Origin of the sequence: Dysgonomonas sp. GY75, assembly GCF_015234155.1 — a bacterium.
GTDB classification, from domain to species: Bacteria; Bacteroidota; Bacteroidia; order Bacteroidales; family Dysgonomonadaceae; genus Dysgonomonas; species Dysgonomonas gadei.
Genome location: NZ_JADCLQ010000048.1, coordinates 1 through 21,202, shown reverse-complemented (window position 1 = coordinate 21,202; position 21,202 = coordinate 1). Strand labels below are relative to the sequence as shown.

The following is a 21,202-nucleotide window of genomic DNA, read 5'->3' as shown; positions in this document are numbered from 1 at the left end:
ACATAACATATTATTTTAAATAAAATATGTCGATATAATACTATCCATCTATCGAAAAAGTGAAAGTCATTCTTATAATTTATTTATAAATTCGCATTATAACCTGAATCAGCCTTCTTAGCAAGAAGAAACCTAAGATATACCGGACAAATAATTTAAAATCTAAATCGATATCATGACAACAGAAAGATTTCAGGGCCAATGGCCAAAAATTGGTATCCGTCCCACTATCGACGGCCGTATGGGTGGTGTACGTGAATCACTCGAAACCCAGACAATGAATATGGCGAAAAGCGTAGTCTCCTTATTGACTTCAACGCTGAAATATCCCGATGGCTCTCCGGTAGAATGCACTATCGCAGATTCAACTATCGGGCGTGTCGCCGAAAGCGCTGCTTGTGCCGAAAAATTTCGGAAAGAAGGTGTAGGCGTTACCATTACCGTTACTCCGTGCTGGTGCTATGGTAGTGAAACGATGGATATGGAACAACACACCGTAAAAGCTGTTTGGGGATTCAATGGCACGGAACGCCCCGGAGCGGTATACCTTGCGGCGGTATTAGCCGGACACGCACAAAAAGGATTGCCCGCATTCGGAATCTACGGACGTGACGTCCAGGATGCAGGAACAACGGAAATCCCTGCTGATGTGAAAGAAAAATTGCTTCGCTTCGCTAAAGCAGGTCTGGCTGTGGCTACTATGCGTGGAAAATCATATTTATCTATCGGAGCGGTTTGTATGGGTATCGCAGGCTCTATTGTGAATACCGATTTCTTCGAAGATTATTTGGGTATGCGTTGCGAAGGGGTCGACGAAGTGGAAATTATCCGCCGTATGACCGAAGGTATATACGATAAAGAAGAATATGAAAAAGCATTAGTCTGGGCTAAAGTTAACTGCAAAGAAGGCGAAGATAATATCAACCGTACCGATCTGAAAAAAGATCAGGCCGGAAGGGATAAAGACTGGGAATTCATCGTAAAAATGACATTGATAGTCCGCGACCTGATGATAGGCAATCCGAAGCTGAAAGAAATGGGATTCGGCGAAGAGGCTCTGGGGCACAACGCGATTGCCGCAGGATTTCAGGGGCAACGCCAATGGACGGACTTTTATGCAAACGGTGATTTTACCGAAGCAATACTGAATTCATCTTTCGACTGGACTGGCATACGCTCCCCTTATATATTAGCTACCGAAAATGATGCACTGAACGGTACTGCTATGTTGTTCGGTTATTTACTAACCAATACAGCACAAATATTTGCAGATGTACGTACATACTGGAGTCCTGAATCTGTGGAACGTGTAACAGGAAAGAAATTAGACGGTCTGGCTTCCGGAGGAATGATCCACCTGATTAATTCGGGTGCGGCAACTCTCGATGGCAGCGGCCGCCAGAATGATAAGGATGGAAAACCTACGATGAAGCCATTCTGGGATATTACAGAGGCGGAAGCAAAAGCCTGTCTGAATGCGACAACATGGATGCCGGCTAATCGTGAATATTTCAGGGGGGGAGGCTTCTCTTCCAAATTTCTGACATGTGGGGGAATGCCCTGTACAATGGTTCGCCTGAATCTGGTAAAGGGTCTGGGTCCTGTATTGCAAATTGCCGAAGGCTGGACGGTAGACCTCGATCCGGCAGTGCACAAAATACTCGATGAACGTACTGATAAGGGCTGGCCTACAACATGGTTTGTTCCTCGCCTGACAGATGATCCTAATTTTAAAGATGTATATTCGGTGATGAATAACTGGGGGGCTAATCATGGATCTATCAGCTGCGGGCATATCGGAGCCGACCTTATTACATTAGCTTCTATGCTTCGCATCCCTGTTTGCATGCATAATGTAAACGTTGATGATATTTACCGTCCGTCTTCATGGAACGCGTTTGGTATGGATAAAGAAAATGCAGATTACCGTGCATGCCAGACATACGGCCCTCTTTATAAAAAATAAAAGCAATGAAAGACCTGAAAGAAGGGTATAAAAAAGAACCGGCAGGGGCGACAAAACGCTTCTGCCAGTTTCTCAAACTGAATCCTGACACTTTAGAACAATATAAATATTGGCATAACAGCCATAATATATGGAAGGAAATACCTTTGGGCATCCGTAAGGCCGGCATTCTGGATATGGAGATATATGTGATAAACGATATGGCTTTCATGCTAATAGAAGCAGCTCCCGACTTCGACTGGGATACTTCTTTCGGTAAACTGGCTACATACGAAAGACAGGCCGAATGGGAAGAATTTGTATCTCAGTTTCAGATCGTAGGAGAAGGACAACGTTCGGAAGAGAAATGGCAGCTTGTAGAGCGTATATTTTCCCTTACAGACGCCCTGAAGTAACTCATATATAAAACATAAAAATGATAACAAAAGAACATATTGCAAAATTTATAGAACAGGCTCATCGTGTCGGAAAAGAGCGATTGCAACTTTGCAGCAGCGGTAATCTTTCGTGGCGTGTGGAAGGGAATACAGCACTGGTATCGGGTACAGGCTCGTGGCTTCCACGTCTGGCGGAAGAAAGTGTGGCCGTATGTGATATATCGACAGGCCTGCGGATAGATGGCCCGAAACCCTCAATGGAAAGTGTTTTCCATCTTGGAGTATTGCGCGAGCGGAAAGATATGAATGTGGTGCTGCATTTCCAATCGGAATATGCCACAATTGTTTCATGTATGAAAAACAAGCCTGAGAATTTCAATGTCGTAGCCGAAGTTCCCTGCTATTGCGGTCGTGAAATTCCGGTAATACCCTATTTCCGTCCCGGCTCTAAAGAATTGGCGGATGCTGTGACAAACGCTCTGAGAGAACATGATTGTGTATTGATGAGTAAGCATGGTCAGGCAGTTTGCGGAAAAGATTTTGATGATGCCTTCCAGAAAGCGGTCTTTTTTGAATTTGCCTGCGGTATAATTGTGCGTGCAGGTGAAGGCAATTATCAGACTTTGAGCGATGAAGAAATCCGTGATCTGGAGGTCTATATCCTGGGAAAATCCGGGAAATAATAGTTCTGAGTTATAAGTGTTATACTACTTGCTAATTAATTGGCATATTAATCAATTAGATCATTACCATGGCATATCTGGCTTTAGACCTCGGGGCAGGAAGCGGCAGGGCAATTGTCGGCTTCATTGAAAACGGAAAAGTCCGGTTAGATGAAGTCCATCGCTTCAGCAATCCTCCCATTAAATTAGGCGATACGCTCTATTGGGATTTCCTGTCGCTGTTCTCGAATATAAAGGAGGGTATCCGGCTAGCGGTAAAAAAAGGCTATTCATTAAAAGGTATTGCAATAGATACATGGGGCGTCGATTTCGGATTGATAGACAAATCGGGACATTTACTATCCAATCCCGTTTGCTATCGTGATCGCCGTACCGAAGGTATGTCTGCCATGGCATCCATATCTATCTCTGTAGAAGAACTATATGCAATTACGGGAATTCAGCAGATGGAAATAAATACCGTTTTCCAGCTTTTAAGTCTTAAACAGAAAGAAGACCCGGTATTGTCAATCGCCGATAAATTGCTGTTTACGCCCGATCTTATCAATTATTTCCTTACGGGAGTCGCCTGTAATGAATATACTATAGCCTCCACATCCCAATTATTAGACGCTCAGACGCGACACTGGAGTAAAGTTGTCTTTGATAAGCTGCAATTGCCATACCCATTGATGCAAAATATCATATCCCCCTGCAATCTTATTGGCAAATTAAAGAATGAAATTGCGGAAGAGACAGGGGCTGATAACATCAATGTGTTTTCTGTCGGCTCGCACGATACAGCCAGCGCTATAGCCGCTATTCCGGAAAATGGTAAAGACTGGGCATTCCTGAGTTCGGGGACATGGTCGCTGTTGGGTGTGACAACAGACAGACCTGTCCTTACAGAAGAAGCCCGAAAAAATGACTTTACCAATGAGGGCGGTGTAGATGATAAGATTCTCTTTATGCGAAATATTACTGGGCTTTGGCTTTTGCAAAGACTGATCGACGAATGGGAGAAGGCCGGGGAAGAATGTGGGTATGATCATTTGTTTTGCGAATGTGGCAAAGCTGCTTCTTTTCGCAGCATTGTAGACAGTGATAATCCTGCATTTACTCATCCTGCTTCTATGGAAAAAGCTATTCAGGAGTATTGCCAACACACCAATCAACCGATTCCCGTATCGAAAGGTGAATTAGTTCGCTGTGTACTGGAATCTCTTGCCATTAAATATTATTTTGTAATGGCCAAGTTGCAGGAAAGTACAGGTTTGGAACTAAAATATATCTTTGTGGTGGGCGGCGGTAGCCGTAATGAGTTGCTTAACCAATATATAGCTGACGCATTGGATATGGAAGTGGTAACAGGCCTTACCGAAGCAACAGCAGTAGGTAACATTATTCAGCAGGCTATTGCCGACAAACAAATACAGAACTTAGAAGAAGGACACAACATTGTAAAAAACAGTTTTGAACAAAAAATATATTATCCCGAAAACACAAAAAGATGGGCTGATACAATAGTTAAAGTAAAACATCTGTTCCAATAAATTTGGAATTTAAGTAATAGAAAGTATTTATGCAATGTTATTTGGTCGTAATGGTCTATTACTGTTGCAGATAAAAAAGTAATAAATAGGTCTGAGACCTTAACCTTTTTAATACCGATACATACCATGCAAAATAACGTAAAAAATAATTCCTTGTTCACGGGGAAGGATGGACAAAACTATCTGTTTCCATTTATACTTGTCACCAGTCTCTTTTTCCTGTGGGGATTCGCTCATGCCTTACTGGATGTGCTGAATGCACATTTTCAGGAAATATTGCAAATCTCTAAAGCCCGCTCTGCATTGGTACAATTTGCTCTCTATGGCGGTTATTTTGTGATGGGTATCCCCGCCGGACTGATAATTAAGAAATACGGTTATAAAAAAGGAATTGTTTTCGGGCTACTGGTCTTCGCAATCGGTGCTTTCCTTTTTTATCCGGCAACATTGATCAAGACATTCTTACCTTTTCTTATAGCCCTGTTTGTCATTGCCTGTGGGCTGACCTGCCTTGAAACGGCAGCCAATCCTTATACAACGGTTTTAGGCCCTGCCCAATCGGGGGCAAGGCGTATCAATCTGGCTCAATCCTTTAATGGCCTGGGTTGGATATTAGGCCCTCTGGTGGGAGGATTACTTATCTTTTCGGATAAAGGCGACCCTTTTGCGGCATTGGCGACACCTTATATCGGTATCGGGGTGGTTGTATTGCTTATCGCCGTACTGTTTATACGCACTCCTTTGCCGCAAATAGCCGCAGGAGAAACGGAAATTTCTGAAAATACGGTGACAACAAAAGCCAAAAGCTGTTATAAAGACTTGTTGAAACATCCCCTTTTTATATTCGCTGTTGTGGCGCAGTTCTTTTATGTGGCCGGGCAGACCGGTATAGGCAGCTTCTTTATCAATTATGTAATTGAGGTACGCCCCGATATATCGCATCTGGAGGCTTCCCAGATACTCGCATTCGGAGGGATGGGTATGTTTATGGTCGGTCGAATATCGGGAAGTTATATGATGAAATTCTTTAACCCCAAAAAGCTACTGGTAATCTATGCTACGATGAATATTTTGTTGATGGTTGTTGTGGTTATGGGATTAGGCATGATATCGGTGGTGTGCCTGTTTGCTTCATATTTCTTTATGTCGATCATGTACCCTACAATATTTGCGATTGGCATAAGCGGATTGAAAGAGAATACAGAGAAGGGATCTTCCCTTATCGTGATGGCCGTAGCCGGAGGTGCGGTTATCCCTATGCTGATGGGACGTATAGCCGATCTGTATTCTATGGCTGCCGGATTTATAATTCCGTTGGTTTGCTTTACGGTGATATTCGCTTTCGGGGTGAGTAAACTGAAGAATTAAAGATTTATTTCTTTCATCGGGTTCCAGAATACGGATTTCCAGTTCTTTATCCTGTCGTTGACTACAATGACACCTTCGGCTTCAAGCAGCTTTTGCATTTCCCCGGAATTACCGAAAGCTTCTTTTGCAGACAATACTCCGCTGCTATTGACTACACGGTGGGCAGGAATACTGCTTTTAACGGAATCGCATTCACCCATAACACGCCCTACCATCCTCGACATATTAGGATAGCTGATGGCTTTAGCTATGGCTCCATAACTGGTTGCCCGCCCGTAAGGTATCATTCTGACAATCTCATAGACGGCTTCGGTAAAATCTTCTTTATCGAGTTTAGACATGGTTTAATGTTTATACAAATATAAGATTAAATTCGGATGGATAAATGATGATGTTTTTATAAGAGGTTTATCTATACATAGAGGCAATAGCCTTTAGCTGTTAGCTTGTAGTTCTTTGAAATAATTAATTAGTAAATTAGCATATTAGCAAATGAGTGAAATAGTGTAACCTTTGTTACCTTTTATTTTTAACCACAGAGTAAACGGAGTAGCACGGAGTCTTTTTATTTACGGGATGCTTCGCTTCCCCTGCTTATGAGTTGATGACTGTTAACTGATATATCTGTAACCTTTACATACGCCTCGCTCCTGTGACCGTTGGTTGTTACCTTTTTGCGCCTTTGCATCTTTGCGAGCGTTATCTCTCATCCCTGATTAAGATGAAGTTACGGAGTTTTTAGAAGAAAAAATGACAATAAAAATTGTGTGAAAACTGTCAGGTTTGTCAGGTTTTGTACATAAGCTATCGGCTAACAGCTAATAGCTAAAAATGTGTTACCTTTGTTACTTTTTGAGGTATAAGATAACACGGCTTTTCGAAACATCTCTTAAGCCCTGATGAAAACAGGGGCGCCATATTATGACTACCCCTGCAACAAAGTATATTGTGTAATTATTTCCTTGTTATTTTGATTACATAACCTCCACCCGGAGCCATAGATACCGGCAGCTTTTTATCTGATGGAATATCTATTGTTTCTTTCTTGTAGTCGCGGGCGGCACGGTCGGCATTTATCCCGTCTTTGAATACTTCACCTTTGAAACTGCCTTCCCCTAAGAAAGACAAGTCTAGTTCCATGTTGCGGGCATCCCAGTTAGTCATAGCACCCACATACCAGGTGTCACCTTTTTGGCGGGCAATAGATACATATTTTCCTATTTCCCCATTCAATGAGATGGTATTATCCCACACTGTGGGTACGGTGGCGATAAACTCTGTACATTCCGGTTCCGACATGTAGTTAGATGGACTATCACATAACATGTTCAGAGGGGATTCGAAGATGATGTATTCGGCCAGTTGACGGCAGCGCGTGCCCTGACTCATGGCTTCATTATACACATTTTTGTAATTTCCTTTTGTCGCATTACGCATTGCGCCTTGTGTATAGTCCATCGGACCTGCTACCTGACGTATAAATGGAATAGTAACATCATAGGTAACCTGATCGAGTTCGGGACCGGACCATTTCAATTGCTCCAGACCATTTACTCCTTCAAAGTTGATGACATTCGGATAGGTACGTTGCAATCCGGTTGGCTTATATGTACCGTGGAAATCTATAAGTACTTTGTATTTAGCCCCCATTTCAGCTGCACGGCGGTGAAAGTCTACCATGATCTGGTCATCCCTATCCATGAAATCGACTTTAAATCCTTTGATACCCATCTCGCTATAATGCTTGCAAACCTTTTCCAAGTCCCTGTCGAAAGCATGATATCCGGCCCATAGGATAAGGTCTACATTTTTAGCTTTGGCATAACTTACCAGCTCTGGAAGATTGATCTCCGGTATTACCTGAAACAGATCGGCTTTTTTGTTGACAGCCCATCCCTCATCGAGGATTACATATTCAATGCCATATTCAGATGCAAAATCGATATAGTATTTATATGTCTCGTTGTTTATACCTGCACGGAAGTCAACACCATACAGATTCCAGTCGTTCCACCAGTCCCAGGCTACTTTTCCGGGTTTTACCCAGGAATAATCCCCTTGGGAGGGAGTCGCAAGTTTGTATACCATATCACTGTCGGCGAGCTCCGAATCTTTTTCAGCAACAATAACCGCTCTCCATGGGAAGTTCGTAGGACCATCGGATTTTGCTATAAATGATTCACGTGAATCGACCAATATCTGGAGTTCGTTATGTCCTCCCTGACGCGTATCTTTGGGGTAAGGGGCGAATACACCTTTCAGGCCGTTCGCTGTTTCAGCCGGATACAAGAACATTCCCGGATAATTCATCAGGTCAGCCTCTGTAATGCAAACCTTTTTTCCTTTCGCTCCTTCAACTACCAACGGTGAAATACCGAGGCGCTTCTTGTTCCATACAGATAGAGCTATATTGTGATATGGCTGCTCGAACGAGTTGGAGAACTGGCCCTCAAGAGGTGTGGTTTCCGGTTTGTTTGCATAAGCAACAAATACTTTCTGATCGGCAGGAAAGTTAAACTCAGCTTGTTCATTTTCTATAACAAACGGTTTCTTTGAGGTAGAGACAAAGCGATAAGCAATACCATCATTATAGGCGCGAAATATAATATTATAATCACCTTTGAACTTTAGAGTAAGTTCATTGTAGTTATCCTCAATTTTATTTCGTTTATAAACAGAAGCGTCAATAATTTGATTTACAGTCTTTACGGATGAGCCGGATAGCTTGGTATTAATACCAAAGGCGCTGCCATCAGTTAAGGTCATAGACACCGGCGATTTAGCCAGCATTATATCTCCATCATGAGACACTGAATATTCGACTGTTTTTCCCACGCTGATACTGGCTTCCAGCTTGCCATCAGGAGATTTCAGGGCGAACTGCTTTTGGGCAGTGACTGTCATTGTATAACAGAATAAAAGACAGAATAAAGACAGGATTACCGGATTGTTTTTTCTCATTATTAGTTATATTTGAAGGTTTATTATCCAATTTACAAGCTATCTTTTCAGATTAGCAACAAGCCTATTCACGATTTCACACATCTTACCATAGTTCTCGTCCATCGACCGCAGTAGTTTATATTGCGCATGTGTGCGTATCAGGTTATGAGTGTCGTTCTTCACTTTGTAATAGTTATCTCCGTCAATGTAATCCATGAGAAAGCGGAGAACCTGCTCGAACGTAATGTATTTGGCGGAAAAGGCTAAATTCTCTATTTCAGCCGGGGTAAGGAAGGTGATTGCCTCGGATAGGTGGCCTGCCGTGTATCCTTCAAAGATATCCATCTTGATATACACATTATCCGGATTTTCATCATCTTCTTTACCGGCATTGGTATATGAACGGATCGCATCACCATAGTCATTGAGGCACATACTGCTAAGAACTGTATCCAGGTCTATTACACATAATACATTACCTTGTTTGTCAAACAATATATTACTGATCTTGGTATCATTGTGCGTAACCCGTACCGGGAGTTCACCAGTTTCGAATTTGTTCCATAAAGCAAGCATTTCGTCGCGACGGCTCTCTATCCATCCGATCTCTTTTAGCACATGTTTTTTGCGTCCAACCGGATCTTTCGCCAAGACCTCATCCCATTGCTGAAAACGGAACTTCATATTGTGAAAACCAGGTAATATATCGACTAACGGATCCTTCATATCGGCCAGCATGGCTTGAAACTTACCGATTCCTCGTCCTCCTTGTGCAGCTAATGCCGGGGAATCTGCGTAGTCATAAGCAATTGTATTATCAATGAATAAACATGCAGCCCAATATTCTCCGTCTTCATCGAGATAGTATAGCTTATTATCCAGCGTAGGTATTATTGAAAGAGCCTCACGCAAGGGATTTCCACCTTGTTTGATAATCTTTTCTTTGAGGTGGTTGGTAACTTTATGTATGTTATCCATCATGGCAGGAATATCTTTGAAGATATTCTTGTTTTTCTTCTGCAGTATATAGTTAGGGCTATTTCCTATAGTTTCTACAAAAAAAGTATCGTTGATAAGTCCTTCGCCTATAGAGCGTATGTCCTGTACAACCCCGTCGAAAGCAAAGTGTTCTCCTACATTCATCGGCTAGTGGCGTTAATTTAAGATATATAATGCTGGATGCATTTTAAACTAAAGAACAGAACGAAGATAGAGGTTTCATTTATATTAACATCTATTTTTTTATATTTTTCTTAGGGCCTATTTAAAAATTAATTGAGAAAAAATTAAAGGGCTTCTATAAAATTTGACACTGTCTCAAAAAGAGTGTAGATACAACCTTTAAAGATAATGCAGAATATAAAGTAAAAGAAAACGGCAGGCTTTCATTTACATTTTCTTATTACTAATTGGATTATTGTCGATTACATCTTTCTCTAGATGTAACAACTAGGATGACAGAGGCAATAACAAAGAAATAGAAATATATTTACAACAGTCATTCCGGTCGGTTGTACCTCCTACATTTGGAAAATTATAGCAAAACATTACAAAGAGTTATACAAGCTTCTTTTAGAAAAAACTTGGCTTTGAAACTAGAATTTAAATTTTCATTCACGAATAATAGTACCATAGATTCAATTGTTGTTAAATTATTAATATCAAGCAATATCGGCGTTTTGAGTTCAGCCAAGTAAATATACATTGCTGATACACAAAAAAACTTAACATGATATTAGATATCAATTGCAAGTATGTCGAATCATTTAGCATAAACTATGTTTATATATACAACAAATAAGCGACTAAATATTAGTCGCTTATTCCGGATTAAATAGTGTTTTTTATTTAGGAAGCTCTTTTATCTGATAACTGCTGTTTTGAGTAAATACCCGTCCAAACATATCAGTTGCCCGAACCTCTATACGATGTTCTCCCACAGAAAGAGAGCTTGGGATATTAGCGCGCCATAAATGGCGGCATATCTGTGGATTCGATGGTCTTCTTACAGGTTTCACTTCATTTGAGTAGTCCCAGTCTTGCATATAACGATAATACGCCGGATCATAATCTTCTATTTTTGTCATTTTAGTCCAGGTCCCTTCATCAACACGATATTCGACGATATCATTATCTGATCCCATAAAGAAATTGGCATATATTCCCGATGTAATCCATCTACCTTTGTAAGGTACCACTTTAGGGTTATATATGGATATCTGGTAATTGTCAGATTGTCCGGCTACCTTATAATCTAATGTATATCTATCACCCTTTACATTTATAATTGCATATCCTTGGGGAGTTCCATCACGCATTGTGGATGTTGGCAGACCTTTAGCATTGAGTATCCCCGAATACCAATCGCCACAAGTGGTTCCTACATTATATTCGTGGATTGGTTTTACTCTATTCAGCCCATCTTCTTTTCCTATAAAATTATGAGACTGAATATGTGTATGGGCAGATAAAACCAATACATTTGGATAATTATTTAACAATGCGTAAAATCGTAGCCTGTCTGCTTCTCTAAAAGCATCTTTATCTTTCCTATCAAACAAAGGAATATGCATACTGATTATAATGAGATGATCCGGCTGTACAAATTTCAGATCATTTTCTACAAATTTCAGTTGATCCTCTCTTAATCCTCCAAGATATCCTTTGCCTGTGACAGGGTTAGGATAAAGAATATCATCCAGCACAATGTAATGCGCTTTCCCATAATTGAAAGAATAGTTCGCCGGGCCAAAATTAGATTCAAATGTTTCGTCAGAGAGTATATCTTCCTTGGCATCATAATTCATATCATGATTACCAATGACGTTATACCAAGGCAATCTCATTTGTTGTATGGCCTTTTTATATGACAAATGGAGGTTCAGATTGTCTCCTACAAGGTCACCTAATGTAATCCCAAAACTGAGCCCATTCCTGTTTTTAGCTTCGTCCACAATACCTTTTGTGAAATATTCAACTTCTTGTTCTGAGTAGGTCTGAGAATCCCCAAAGATAAATGAAGAATAGATTTCGGGCTCATCGTATTTGATAAGGCCGAAGTCTATTGATTTTGGCAGTTCTCCGGTTGGTTCTACTCCTTTATAAAATGAGGCGGGTGATCCTTTAGGTTTATGCATATAATAAGATTTCGGGAAATTATATTCATTGACAGGAATTTTATATCCGGTTGGCTTTATTACAAAGATGATATTATCATCGCCTACAGGTAAATTATACTGACCTTCGGAATCAGTTAACACGACATCAATTCCGTTTGACACGGCAACATTTGCAATCCCTTTTTCTTTTTTCTCTTTTGTTTCATTGTTATTTCCGTCTTCAAATACATAGCCTTTTGCTATTTGCTGTGCCGATAAATTTAATAAACTGGCTAGAGATAATGTAATAAGTAATATACTTTTCATAAAAAAACTATTTATTTTTATTATATTAATAATGATAGTAGTATTAAAAAGAACGTGAAAGATTCTAACTTATCTGGATTTTTATTATTGTCAGACTGTAGTACTTCTAACCTTTCACGGATGAGGGTAATCGTAAAAAAAATTACATCCTATCCTTATATTTAATAGTCATATTTAGGTTTTCATTTATTGTCCAGATGAAATTTCATTAAATAAGCCTGGATCTTTATTCTCATTTTTTTGTTGATACCTTATATTATATAGTTTCCTAAGTCTCTTTTTTATAAATGAATTCGCTGCTTTAGATTTATAATTGACAGTTCTTTCATCAATATTCAAGCATTCGGAAATTTCTTTGATAGACAATTCTTCCTGCCAAATAAGGGTTATAACTTTCTGATCAATCTCGGGTAATACCTCAAGTATGTTGTTTATCAATTTATTGACCTCCTTAAAATCAAATTCTTCTTCCACGTGTGTATAATGTACGACGGTTTCTATTTCGTCCATATCTTTTCGGTTTTCACTTCCAGTTAGCTTAAAATAAGAAGATTTCAAATAGTCAAGCATTCTGTAAGTATAATGATGTAACAGAAAATTGCGGGCAGATCCCTTATCATTCGTTTTTATCAAAGCTGGCTCCGACCACACATTTATCCAAAAATTCTGTGTGATTTCATTTGTCAGATTAATATCCCCAGTACGGTTATATGCCCATTTATAAAGTAAATGCTCATACCTATCATAAAATATATTAAAGGCTTGCTCATCTTTTAAAGCGATAGCCTCTAACAATTCTCTATCAGACATAGTCATAATGATTTGGTATATTCCGGATGTAAATGTATTTCTTATATATTACGGGACTGTTAAGAAAACAAAAATTATAAATAAATATTTTTTTGATAAGAACGTGTTTGGTAAAATATTGTAATATAGTATGATATGCTGTTGTTGCAAATTTGAAACAATCACTTAACAGTTTTGTTGCCCGATCTGACAACGCTTGACTCGTTTATCTTTATAGAAGGGGGTGAATTCCGGCAAAGAAAATATAGCCCCACAAAATAAAGAAATGAATAAAATAGATCACAGAAAGAAGCAATCGCATCTGGAGTATTTAAAAAAACTGCTCCTGATATCTCGCATATTCGAACTTTTTACTCAGGGTAAATTGGACCGGGATAGTGAAAAGTTAGTCGAAGACTGGAATCCGGAAGATACCACCGAATATTATAAAGGAAATGAAGAGCTGTTGGCAGAGGGGCGTAAACAGGCTAAAGAAAACATATTCTCAACGCTTGGTATCCATAATCCGGATAAAAAGAGAAAAACACCAGTCCTTTTTATATACTTGCATAAATATGCTGCAATTGCGGCTATTCTGATTATTGCTATCTTTTCAGGAATATATACAATTGATAAATTCTCAAATCAAAAGAGTAATCTCCTTTCAAATAATAACTTTAGTAGCCTGCTTTGCCAGACAGACAGCTATGAAATAAAACAAATAACATTACCTGACGGAACAATCCTGCATGCTAACCGCAACAGCAGGATATTATATATCGAACAAGAATATAACCTTAGCAAGCGGGAAATATGGATTGAAGACGGAGAAGCCTTCTTTGAGGTCGCTAAGAACCCTGAAAAACCCTTTATTATACATTCCGGAGATATACAAACCACTGTTAAAGGCACATCTTTTAATGTAAAAGCATATAAGGGAATCAGGAAAAATGAGGTTTCGGTACGTTCCGGCAAGGTCGAAGTGATTTGCGGTGATAAAAAAATGGGGACATTGGTTGCCAATCAACAAATTACCTATGATACACAGACCGGAGAATACAATGAAAGCTCCGGTAACTGGCAGGATGCAGCAGCCTGGATGCAAAACCGGTTGGTACTGAAGCAGGCAGATGTAGATGAACTGAAACTAAGGCTGAAACAGATTTACGGTATAGATGTAGTTATTACAGGAGGAATCCTGAATCAAAACCATTTCAATGCATCTTATCCAAGAGATGCACAGATTGGGAATGTTTTACAAAACATTTCTGAAGTATACGATGTGAAATATAAGTTCGAAAACCCACAAAGAGTTATCATTTACAAATAGTACACACAATAGGGATATAACAGTTGATAGTCCCCTTTTGATTATTGGATTTTTTTACAAACAGAGTTTTTCTAAGAAGAAGAACGGCCATTTCCTTGTCTTATTTTATACAAGAATGAATCAATTTAAATATCTAATATATAGCTAAGTAACAAAAAAGAAGAGAAAATAACAAATGAAAGAGTATCTAACAGTAAAAGTTTTCCGGTACATAATACTACTGGTCGTAGCAACGGGGTTACCAGTATGGCTGAACGCCCAGAATAATAAAATCCGGTTACCGGAAGAATCATTAAAAGCCCGTATAGAGAGGATTGCAGCGAATAGTGGTAAAAATATTATTTATGACGACAAATCATTCAGCAATATTCAGGTTCCGGCAATAGACGGAGACAGCAAGGATATTAATTTACTATTGACTAAAAGCCTGGTTTCAACCGGATTCACATTTAAAAATATGCCGGATAATTCGATTGTTATAAAAAAGCGACAGGATGCAACAACTGAGACTGCGACACCCAAGGCAAGAGGCAGCCTGCAAGGTACAGTCCTCGATGAAAAAGGCGCACCTGTTATCGGAGCCACAGTCGGCGTTCCGGGAACGACTATCGGTACGGCTACAGATGCTGACGGTAAGTATAAATTATCGAATATACCTTCCGGGACTACGGATATTCAGATCAGCTTTATGTCTTTTGAAACATTAGTGGTAAAAGACGTGAAGATAACAGCAAATAAAATAACTCCTTTGGACGTCGTACTCAAGGAAGCTACAACCCAACTAGGGGAGGTTGTGGTAACGGCAACATACAATGAAGCGTCAGCAACAGGACTGTATGCCAGACAAAAGAACATGGCAGCCATGAGCGATGGTGTCAGTGCCGATATGATTAAAAAGACCAGCGACAATAATGTGGCTCAGGTGCTCAAGCGTGTATCGGGAGTTACCATCGACAACGGAAAGTATGTGACTGTACGCGGTATGAGTGAGCGTTACAATAATGTGCAGCTCAACGGGGCTTCATTACCCAGTACGGAGCCTAACCGCCGCAACTTTGCTTTTGACGTAATCCCTTCAGGTTTGGTGGATAATGTGACTATCAGCAAAACTTTCAGTCCCGATATGCCGGGTGAATTTACCGGAGGATTGGTGGAAGTAAATACTTTGGCCGTTCCGGATGAGAAATTCCTGAACCTTGGTATCGGAACAGGGATGAATACGATCAGTACCGGAAAAGATTTTTACAGCAATAAACGTTTCGGAGCCGACTGGTTCCTGGGGGAAATCGATAAGCGGAAATGGTATTCCGGTAAAGATGAAGCGGCTACCGCACAGAATATCATCAATGCAGGGCAGAAAAACACATATGGTTTAAGTAAATATACAGCGCAGCCGCTTCAGAACTATAGCCTGACGGCGGGGCTTCCTGTAGACCTGGGAAAAAGCTCTTTGGGGGTTGTGGCTGCTCTGGCTTATCGTCACGAAGAAAATACGGAAGAGATCCTTGAAGCGCATATGATTACCCGCGACAGCATTTTTAAGCCATCGGGTAAAGGTTCATACCGCTATAAAGCAACCACAAGCATAGGGGCTGTGCTGAATACCGGCTGGCGAATGTTCGGACACAGTATTACCTGGCGCAACCTGTTCAATAACCGGTTTAATCATACCAACCAGCAACGGTTTATCCATAAATATTATGAAGGTCAAAAGCTTGTGGAACAATACAGCGTACCCTTGATAAGTAGCCTGTGGCAAACTCAGTTAGACGGTAAACACGACCTCTTCGGAGGAAAGTTGGTTGCCTCATGGAATGCTTCTTATAATGATATCACCCGGACAAACCCCGACGACCGTATGGCTCAGGGCGCTATTGTCGGGGAATCGCATGAAGGAGCCAGTTTTGCCGATTGGAACTGGGCTACTGGTTATGGAAATAGCTTTAATGTGGGGAGTGGACACATTATGTACAGCAGGTTGCATGAGACTAAAAAGAATATCGGAGCCAATCTGGAATATCCTTTTACGATAGATGGCAACCGTCAGAGTATCAAAGCCGGATACCTGGGCGCATTCCGCAGAGCCGGTTTTGAGCAACAATACCTGAAAGCGATGATAGAAGACAATGCTCCCAGGGCGATAGGACTACCTATAGAAGAGTATTATGCTCCGGAGCGCTTCGGCGGCAATCCTTTAGTCTATGAGCTTTCCGGTATGCAAGCGACAAGAGCGGATTATTATACAGGGAGCCAGGATATCCATGCCGGCTATCTGATGGGTGATCTCAGTTTCTTTAAAAAATTACGGCTGATCGGAGGTGTACGCATGGAGCAAACAGATATGACCGTAACTACCGAGATATTAGAAAAAATAGTAGGGGCGACTCCAAAAGACAGTATCGTAATTATCAAAAAAACAGACTGGCTGCCGGCTGTGACCCTTATATACAGCATAACATCCGAACTGAATGCCCGTGCCTCATACAGTAAAACCCTTGCCCGTCCCGATTTCAGGGAATTGTCTCAGTCAAAGTATTATAACGTGGATGACCGCGTATGGGTAATTAACGGTTCCGGCCTCGAACAAAGCCGCATTCATAACTACGATGTCCGGGTAGAATGGTATCCACATCCGGGTGAAGTATTGTCCGTCAGCTATTTCCAGAAGAAATTTATCAAGCCGGTGGAGATGGTTATGCGTATGCTAAGCGATGCGCAGAACTTTGAAATGTATAGTATGAACCTTGATAACTCTACGGCCAAAGGTTTTGAACTCAACTGGCGCAAAGAATTAGGATTTATTTCTCCGTTGCTGCATGACCTCTATTTCACGGGAAACTATACATGGATGGAAGCCAATGTAAAGTACAATCAGGAGAAGCTATTAAATCCGAATATAGAAGATTCTAACCCGGACTTCGACCGTGACCGTCCCTTACAGGGATTAAGTCCCTATACCCTCAATCTGGGAATTGCCTATGAGGGAAGTATAATCGGTGCTGCCGTCAACTATAACCGCAACGGGCGTAAACTGGTGTATGCGGGGGAAGAGACAAAATACGACCAGTATGAAAATTCACGGGATGTATTAGACCTGCAACTTTCAGCACGTTTGATGAAAGACCAGCGACTGGAATTAAAATTCAATATATCCGACATCTTCAATCAGGATTTTATTGTGTACCGTAACACACGGGTAGTAGATTATACGGCAGAGAATCCCAATCCGGATACCGGAACCGGCGGTACTTACTACCTCGATCTGACAGGTGATATGAATTACAACAAAGGCGATTATATAATGAGCCGGATAAAGAAAGGTATAAATCTGTCAATAAGCGCAAGTTATAAATTTTAGTAAATAATAATCATCAGGTGAGACGTCACCGGTGTAAGAATAGATGGGTACTTATCGCGTGTGCAGGGAGAATAGATCAACCGTTTTGACGTTTGCCGAAACCTGGAATATACAATGAAAAAAATAAAAGGCTTTTACCTTTAAGAAGGAAAAGACCGATGCGTAAAAAAGCATGTTCATCGTTTTCCGCAAAGCAACAAAACAGCGTTTTCCAGAGGGTCGTTTTACGGACATTTTACACCGGAAATGAAAGCGTATCCGTTTTTCCCAGCTAGAAGTAAAAACCGAAAATGTTAATTAAAAGGGGAAATTTAAAACACTTAAAAGTAAAAAAAAATGAAAAAGCTTATTTTTTTCTTGGCTGTAACAGTGGTATCTGTTTTATTTACAGGATGCTCTAATGAGATAACGGATGAAGGCCCTGCAAATGTGGCAACGAAAGCGACGGTAACCATCCCTCACAATACAATCATCACTTCAGATGTTACGTGGAGTAATACGAATGAGTATATCCTGAACGGGAAAGTCTATGTAAAGGCACCTGCCACACTGACTATTCAGGCAGGAACTACAGTGAAAGGTGTATATAATGCCGATCCGGAACTGGCCTCTGCCTTAGTCGTAACACGCGGAGCAAAAATCAGCGCTATCGGTACTTTAACCAGTCCGGTAATCCTGACTGCCCAAAATGGACAGGAAGGCGGTTGGGGAGGACTTGTTCTTCTTGGGAAAGCTCCTCTTAACAGAGTCGATCAGTTGATAGAAGGTATTAATCCTTCCGTTGTGCCTTCAGGCGTTGACGTGTATTACGGAGGAGGCGGAGCCGGACTAGGTGATGCTGACGACAATTCAGGAACATTACGCTATGTACGTGTGGAATACGCCGGGGCTAAAATCTCAGAAGCGAATGAATTAAATGCCTTTACTTTCGGAGGAGTAGGCCGCGGAACAACATTAGACCATTTACAAGCTTACCGCGGAGCTGATGATGCATTTGAATTTTTCGGAGGGACTGCAGATGCTAAATATCTGGTTTCTACCGCGACAGACGATGATGCTTTTGACTTCGATTTCGGTTACCGGGGGCGTATCCAGTTTGCCGTTTCCACTATTGATCCTTCATTGAGCTATTCCAGCGATCCTAATGGTATCGAGTGTGATAATGACGGAACCGGATCAGCGGCAGAACCTTTTACGCATCCTACATTAAGTAACCTTACAATCAGCGGTACACAATCCGGTTCGGCAGCCAATGCTTTAAAGTCTGCAGCTAACTTCCGTAGAAATGCACAGTTCACTTTAGTAAACAGTGTACTTTATGGATTCCCTTCAGGCGTGCTCAAAGAAACAACCAACTCGTTCACATTATTGAATAATGTGGTTTCTTCTACAGTTGCTAATCAGGAATTCAACGCGTTTACTCCTGATGTAAGCAATCTTGCCAGAGCCTGGAATAATCTGATTCTCTCTAGTCCATTTGGCGCATACAAATCAAGCGCTCTGCAACCTACCGGTGGCGCAGCAATAGATGGAAGTTACTATTCACATACAGATACCTGGTTTACCAATACACAATATAAAGGTGCTTTAGGTAGTAGCGGTGCTAACTGGTTAACACAAGGAAGCTGGGTGAGATAACGGATAATGAAAAGATCAAATTCTGATTAAATAAACAAATAAACAGGAGTACATACCGGTGGGTACCTATCGGTTATGTACCCTGTTTGAAAATAAATATAAACAAATGAGACAAAAAATATGGATGGGTATTATCTGCCTCGTCCTTCTTTCAATAACGAGTTGTAGTACAGATGAAGAATTAAATGACGCAGTTGATGGATTTTATACATTAAATGCTGACTTTGTCTCCCCTTCCAATATCAGAAACAATTACGCTATATTGTTTAATAATGATACAATAAAGAATACATACTATGTAGGCAGAGCCAATCCCTCCGGAATATTGACGGTCTTTGAAAAAGGAAGCAAAGAGCCGGTTTATACGGAAGAGTTGAAGCTGGCAAGCAATATGAATGTTCAATTCATCAAACTTGGAGACAAAATAGATACCTATTCCGATGATAAATACACGAAATTCAGCCTGGATATAAAATGGGCTACAAATGAAGACCGGGACAAATATAAAGCAACTTTTAATGGTTCTGAATTAAATACAGAGCAGGGGAATATCAATTATGTATTGACAGAAGCGCTAACGGGCTCATTGCAACTGAAAAAGATAGATGACGGAAATTTAGTACTCGACAGGGAAATAACTGTGGAACCAAATGGAACGTTTACATTCTTACAGTTGTCATCTACTGAATTTTTAGCTATGCCTCCGGGAGATGAAGAAGACCCTGAGTCAAATGATTATAAAAAGATAAGAGTATACTACACCATAACAGACGACTTAAGGGAAGAATCTTATACAATTAAATTCTATACCTTCGATTCATGGTTATACGATAAAGAACAGGTGGTAGATATTGGCTATGAATTTGAAATTAAAGCAGGGGAATTATCTCCTTATATTTTAGTGTACGGACGTACTTTTGAAAACGAAAATGGAGATGGCGGGCCGGCTTTCCTTACATACGATCTGATCGCAAAAGACGAGACTGTAGTAAGGGAACATGATCCAAACCAAGTCACAATAAGCTTTAATGATCCGGATTGGAGCGGAGGAGATTATTACAAATATTTAAATAAGTTCGAGACTTACAATATCAATTTTGTTGGAGCTGGAACCTTAGTCTTAGAAGAGAAATGGAAATAATTATTTTTATTCTATCATTAATGGTGATTAACAGGATTTTAGAGCAGGCGAAGCTGAATCTTTCCGGAAAAGTTTATCTATATAGTAAGCTATTAGCCTTTAGCTGTTAGCTTATAGCTCTTTGAAGGAATGAATAAGCCCCCTAATTGGCTCCGCTTCGCTCTGCCGAACGTTGTTTCCCCAAGGGGGACTTACAGAGAGGGAAAAAGTAGCAGGAGAGAAGAGAGGGAAAATATGTAACTTTTGTAACCTTTGTCACCTTTTTGGAATTGTAGGGGGCACCTACAAAGAATGCAAAATGTGTTACCTTTGTTACCTTTTTTGAGTTGACAGTTACGGGTTTTGTCACTTCGCACCGCTAACGGCTAAAAGCTAAAAGCTATCCGCTAATGGCTAATTCTGTTACTGATGACTGCTAACTCTTAAGAAACGCTATCGATAGGCACTAATCTAAAACCATACTTAGCGGCCTGTTTATCAACGTATTTAATTCTTCGTTCCTTGAAATAGTGATTATACTCGTCAAGAGGTAAAGGCGAAAACTCTTTTTTATCCCTGAGCATCCGGTAAAAAATAATTGCCAGCTTGCGAGCAGTCGCTTTTATGGCTGTTGGTGCACCGCTTTTGGCCTTGATGCGCCTGTAAAATTCAC

At 40.5% G+C, this 21,202-nt stretch carries 14 protein-coding genes and 1 pseudogene; 9 read left to right on the top strand and 6 right to left on the bottom strand.

From position 1 onward, the window contains the following. The first annotated feature begins 175 nt into the window (after positions 1-175). The 5 genes from IR083_RS17795 (at position 176) to IR083_RS17775 (ending at position 5,926) form a co-directional block, all read left to right on the top strand. Positions 176-1,966, top strand: coding sequence for an L-fucose isomerase (locus tag IR083_RS17795; RefSeq protein WP_194225306.1), 1,791 nt, complete (start codon positions 176-178; stop codon positions 1,964-1,966). Positions 1,967-1,971: 5 nt separating this feature from the next. Next, positions 1,972-2,361, top strand: a complete 390-nt coding sequence (locus tag IR083_RS17790) for an L-rhamnose mutarotase (protein ID WP_194225305.1) — start codon at positions 1,972-1,974, stop codon at positions 2,359-2,361. A 20-nt stretch (positions 2,362-2,381) separates the two neighbouring features. Next, positions 2,382-3,026: a class II aldolase/adducin family protein gene (locus IR083_RS17785; protein WP_194225304.1), complete on the top strand. Its 645-nt coding sequence runs from the start codon at positions 2,382-2,384 to the stop codon at positions 3,024-3,026. Positions 3,027-3,094: 68 nt separating this feature from the next. Next, positions 3,095-4,558, top strand: coding sequence for a rhamnulokinase (locus tag IR083_RS17780; protein WP_194225303.1), 1,464 nt, complete (start codon positions 3,095-3,097; stop codon positions 4,556-4,558). A gap of 126 nt (positions 4,559-4,684) precedes the next feature. Further along, the gene (locus tag IR083_RS17775; protein WP_194225302.1) at positions 4,685-5,926 is read left to right on the top strand and encodes a sugar MFS transporter; all 1,242 of its coding nucleotides are present in this window, start codon (positions 4,685-4,687) and stop codon (positions 5,924-5,926) included. On the opposite strand, the gene IR083_RS17770 is transcribed toward IR083_RS17775, so the two are convergent. The 5 genes from IR083_RS17770 to IR083_RS17750 all read right to left on the bottom strand — a co-directional run bounded on the left by IR083_RS17770 (position 5,923) and on the right by IR083_RS17750 (position 13,104). Continuing rightward, a complete protein-coding gene (locus IR083_RS17770; RefSeq protein ID WP_194225301.1) occupies positions 5,923-6,267 on the bottom strand; it encodes an MGMT family protein in 345 nt (114 codons plus the stop codon). The genes IR083_RS17775 and IR083_RS17770 overlap by 4 nt on opposite strands. Positions 6,268-6,880: 613 nt before the next feature. Next, a complete protein-coding gene (locus IR083_RS17765) occupies positions 6,881-8,887 on the bottom strand; it encodes a glycoside hydrolase family 97 protein (RefSeq protein ID WP_194225300.1) in 2,007 nt (668 codons plus the stop codon). 39 nt (positions 8,888-8,926) lie between these two features. Continuing rightward, the gene (locus tag IR083_RS17760; protein ID WP_194225299.1) at positions 8,927-10,012 is read right to left on the bottom strand and encodes a phosphotransferase enzyme family protein; all 1,086 of its coding nucleotides are present in this window, start codon (positions 10,010-10,012) and stop codon (positions 8,927-8,929) included. Positions 10,013-10,713: 701 nt separating this feature from the next. After that, positions 10,714-12,294 carry a calcineurin-like phosphoesterase C-terminal domain-containing protein gene (locus IR083_RS17755; protein ID WP_194225298.1) on the bottom strand — a complete coding sequence of 527 codons (1,581 nt, stop codon included), beginning with the start codon at positions 12,292-12,294 and terminating at the stop codon, positions 10,714-10,716. A gap of 186 nt (positions 12,295-12,480) precedes the next feature. Then, complete coding sequence (locus tag IR083_RS17750; protein WP_194225297.1) at positions 12,481-13,104, bottom strand: RNA polymerase sigma factor; 624 nt, start codon at positions 13,102-13,104, stop codon at positions 12,481-12,483. 265 nt (positions 13,105-13,369) lie between these two features. Between IR083_RS17750 and IR083_RS17745 the strand changes: the two genes are divergently transcribed. From IR083_RS17745 to IR083_RS17730, 4 genes are all read left to right on the top strand, one after another. Beyond that, positions 13,370-14,413, top strand: a complete 1,044-nt coding sequence (locus tag IR083_RS17745) for a FecR family protein (RefSeq protein WP_194225296.1) — start codon at positions 13,370-13,372, stop codon at positions 14,411-14,413. A gap of 175 nt (positions 14,414-14,588) precedes the next feature. Then, complete coding sequence (locus IR083_RS17740) at positions 14,589-17,771, top strand: TonB-dependent receptor (RefSeq protein ID WP_194225295.1); 3,183 nt, start codon at positions 14,589-14,591, stop codon at positions 17,769-17,771. Positions 17,772-18,107: 336 nt separating this feature from the next. Further along, positions 18,108-19,409, top strand: coding sequence for a hypothetical protein (locus tag IR083_RS24685; RefSeq protein ID WP_148401917.1), 1,302 nt, complete (start codon positions 18,108-18,110; stop codon positions 19,407-19,409). 106 nt (positions 19,410-19,515) lie between these two features. Further along, on the top strand, positions 19,516-20,550 hold the full coding sequence (locus IR083_RS17730; RefSeq protein WP_194225294.1) for a hypothetical protein: 1,035 nt from the start codon (positions 19,516-19,518) through the stop codon (positions 20,548-20,550). Between the two features lie 422 nt (positions 20,551-20,972). Here the strand turns inward: IR083_RS17730 and IR083_RS17725 are convergent. After that, positions 20,973-21,202: pseudogene (locus tag IR083_RS17725) on the bottom strand (hypothetical protein); the annotation flags it as partial.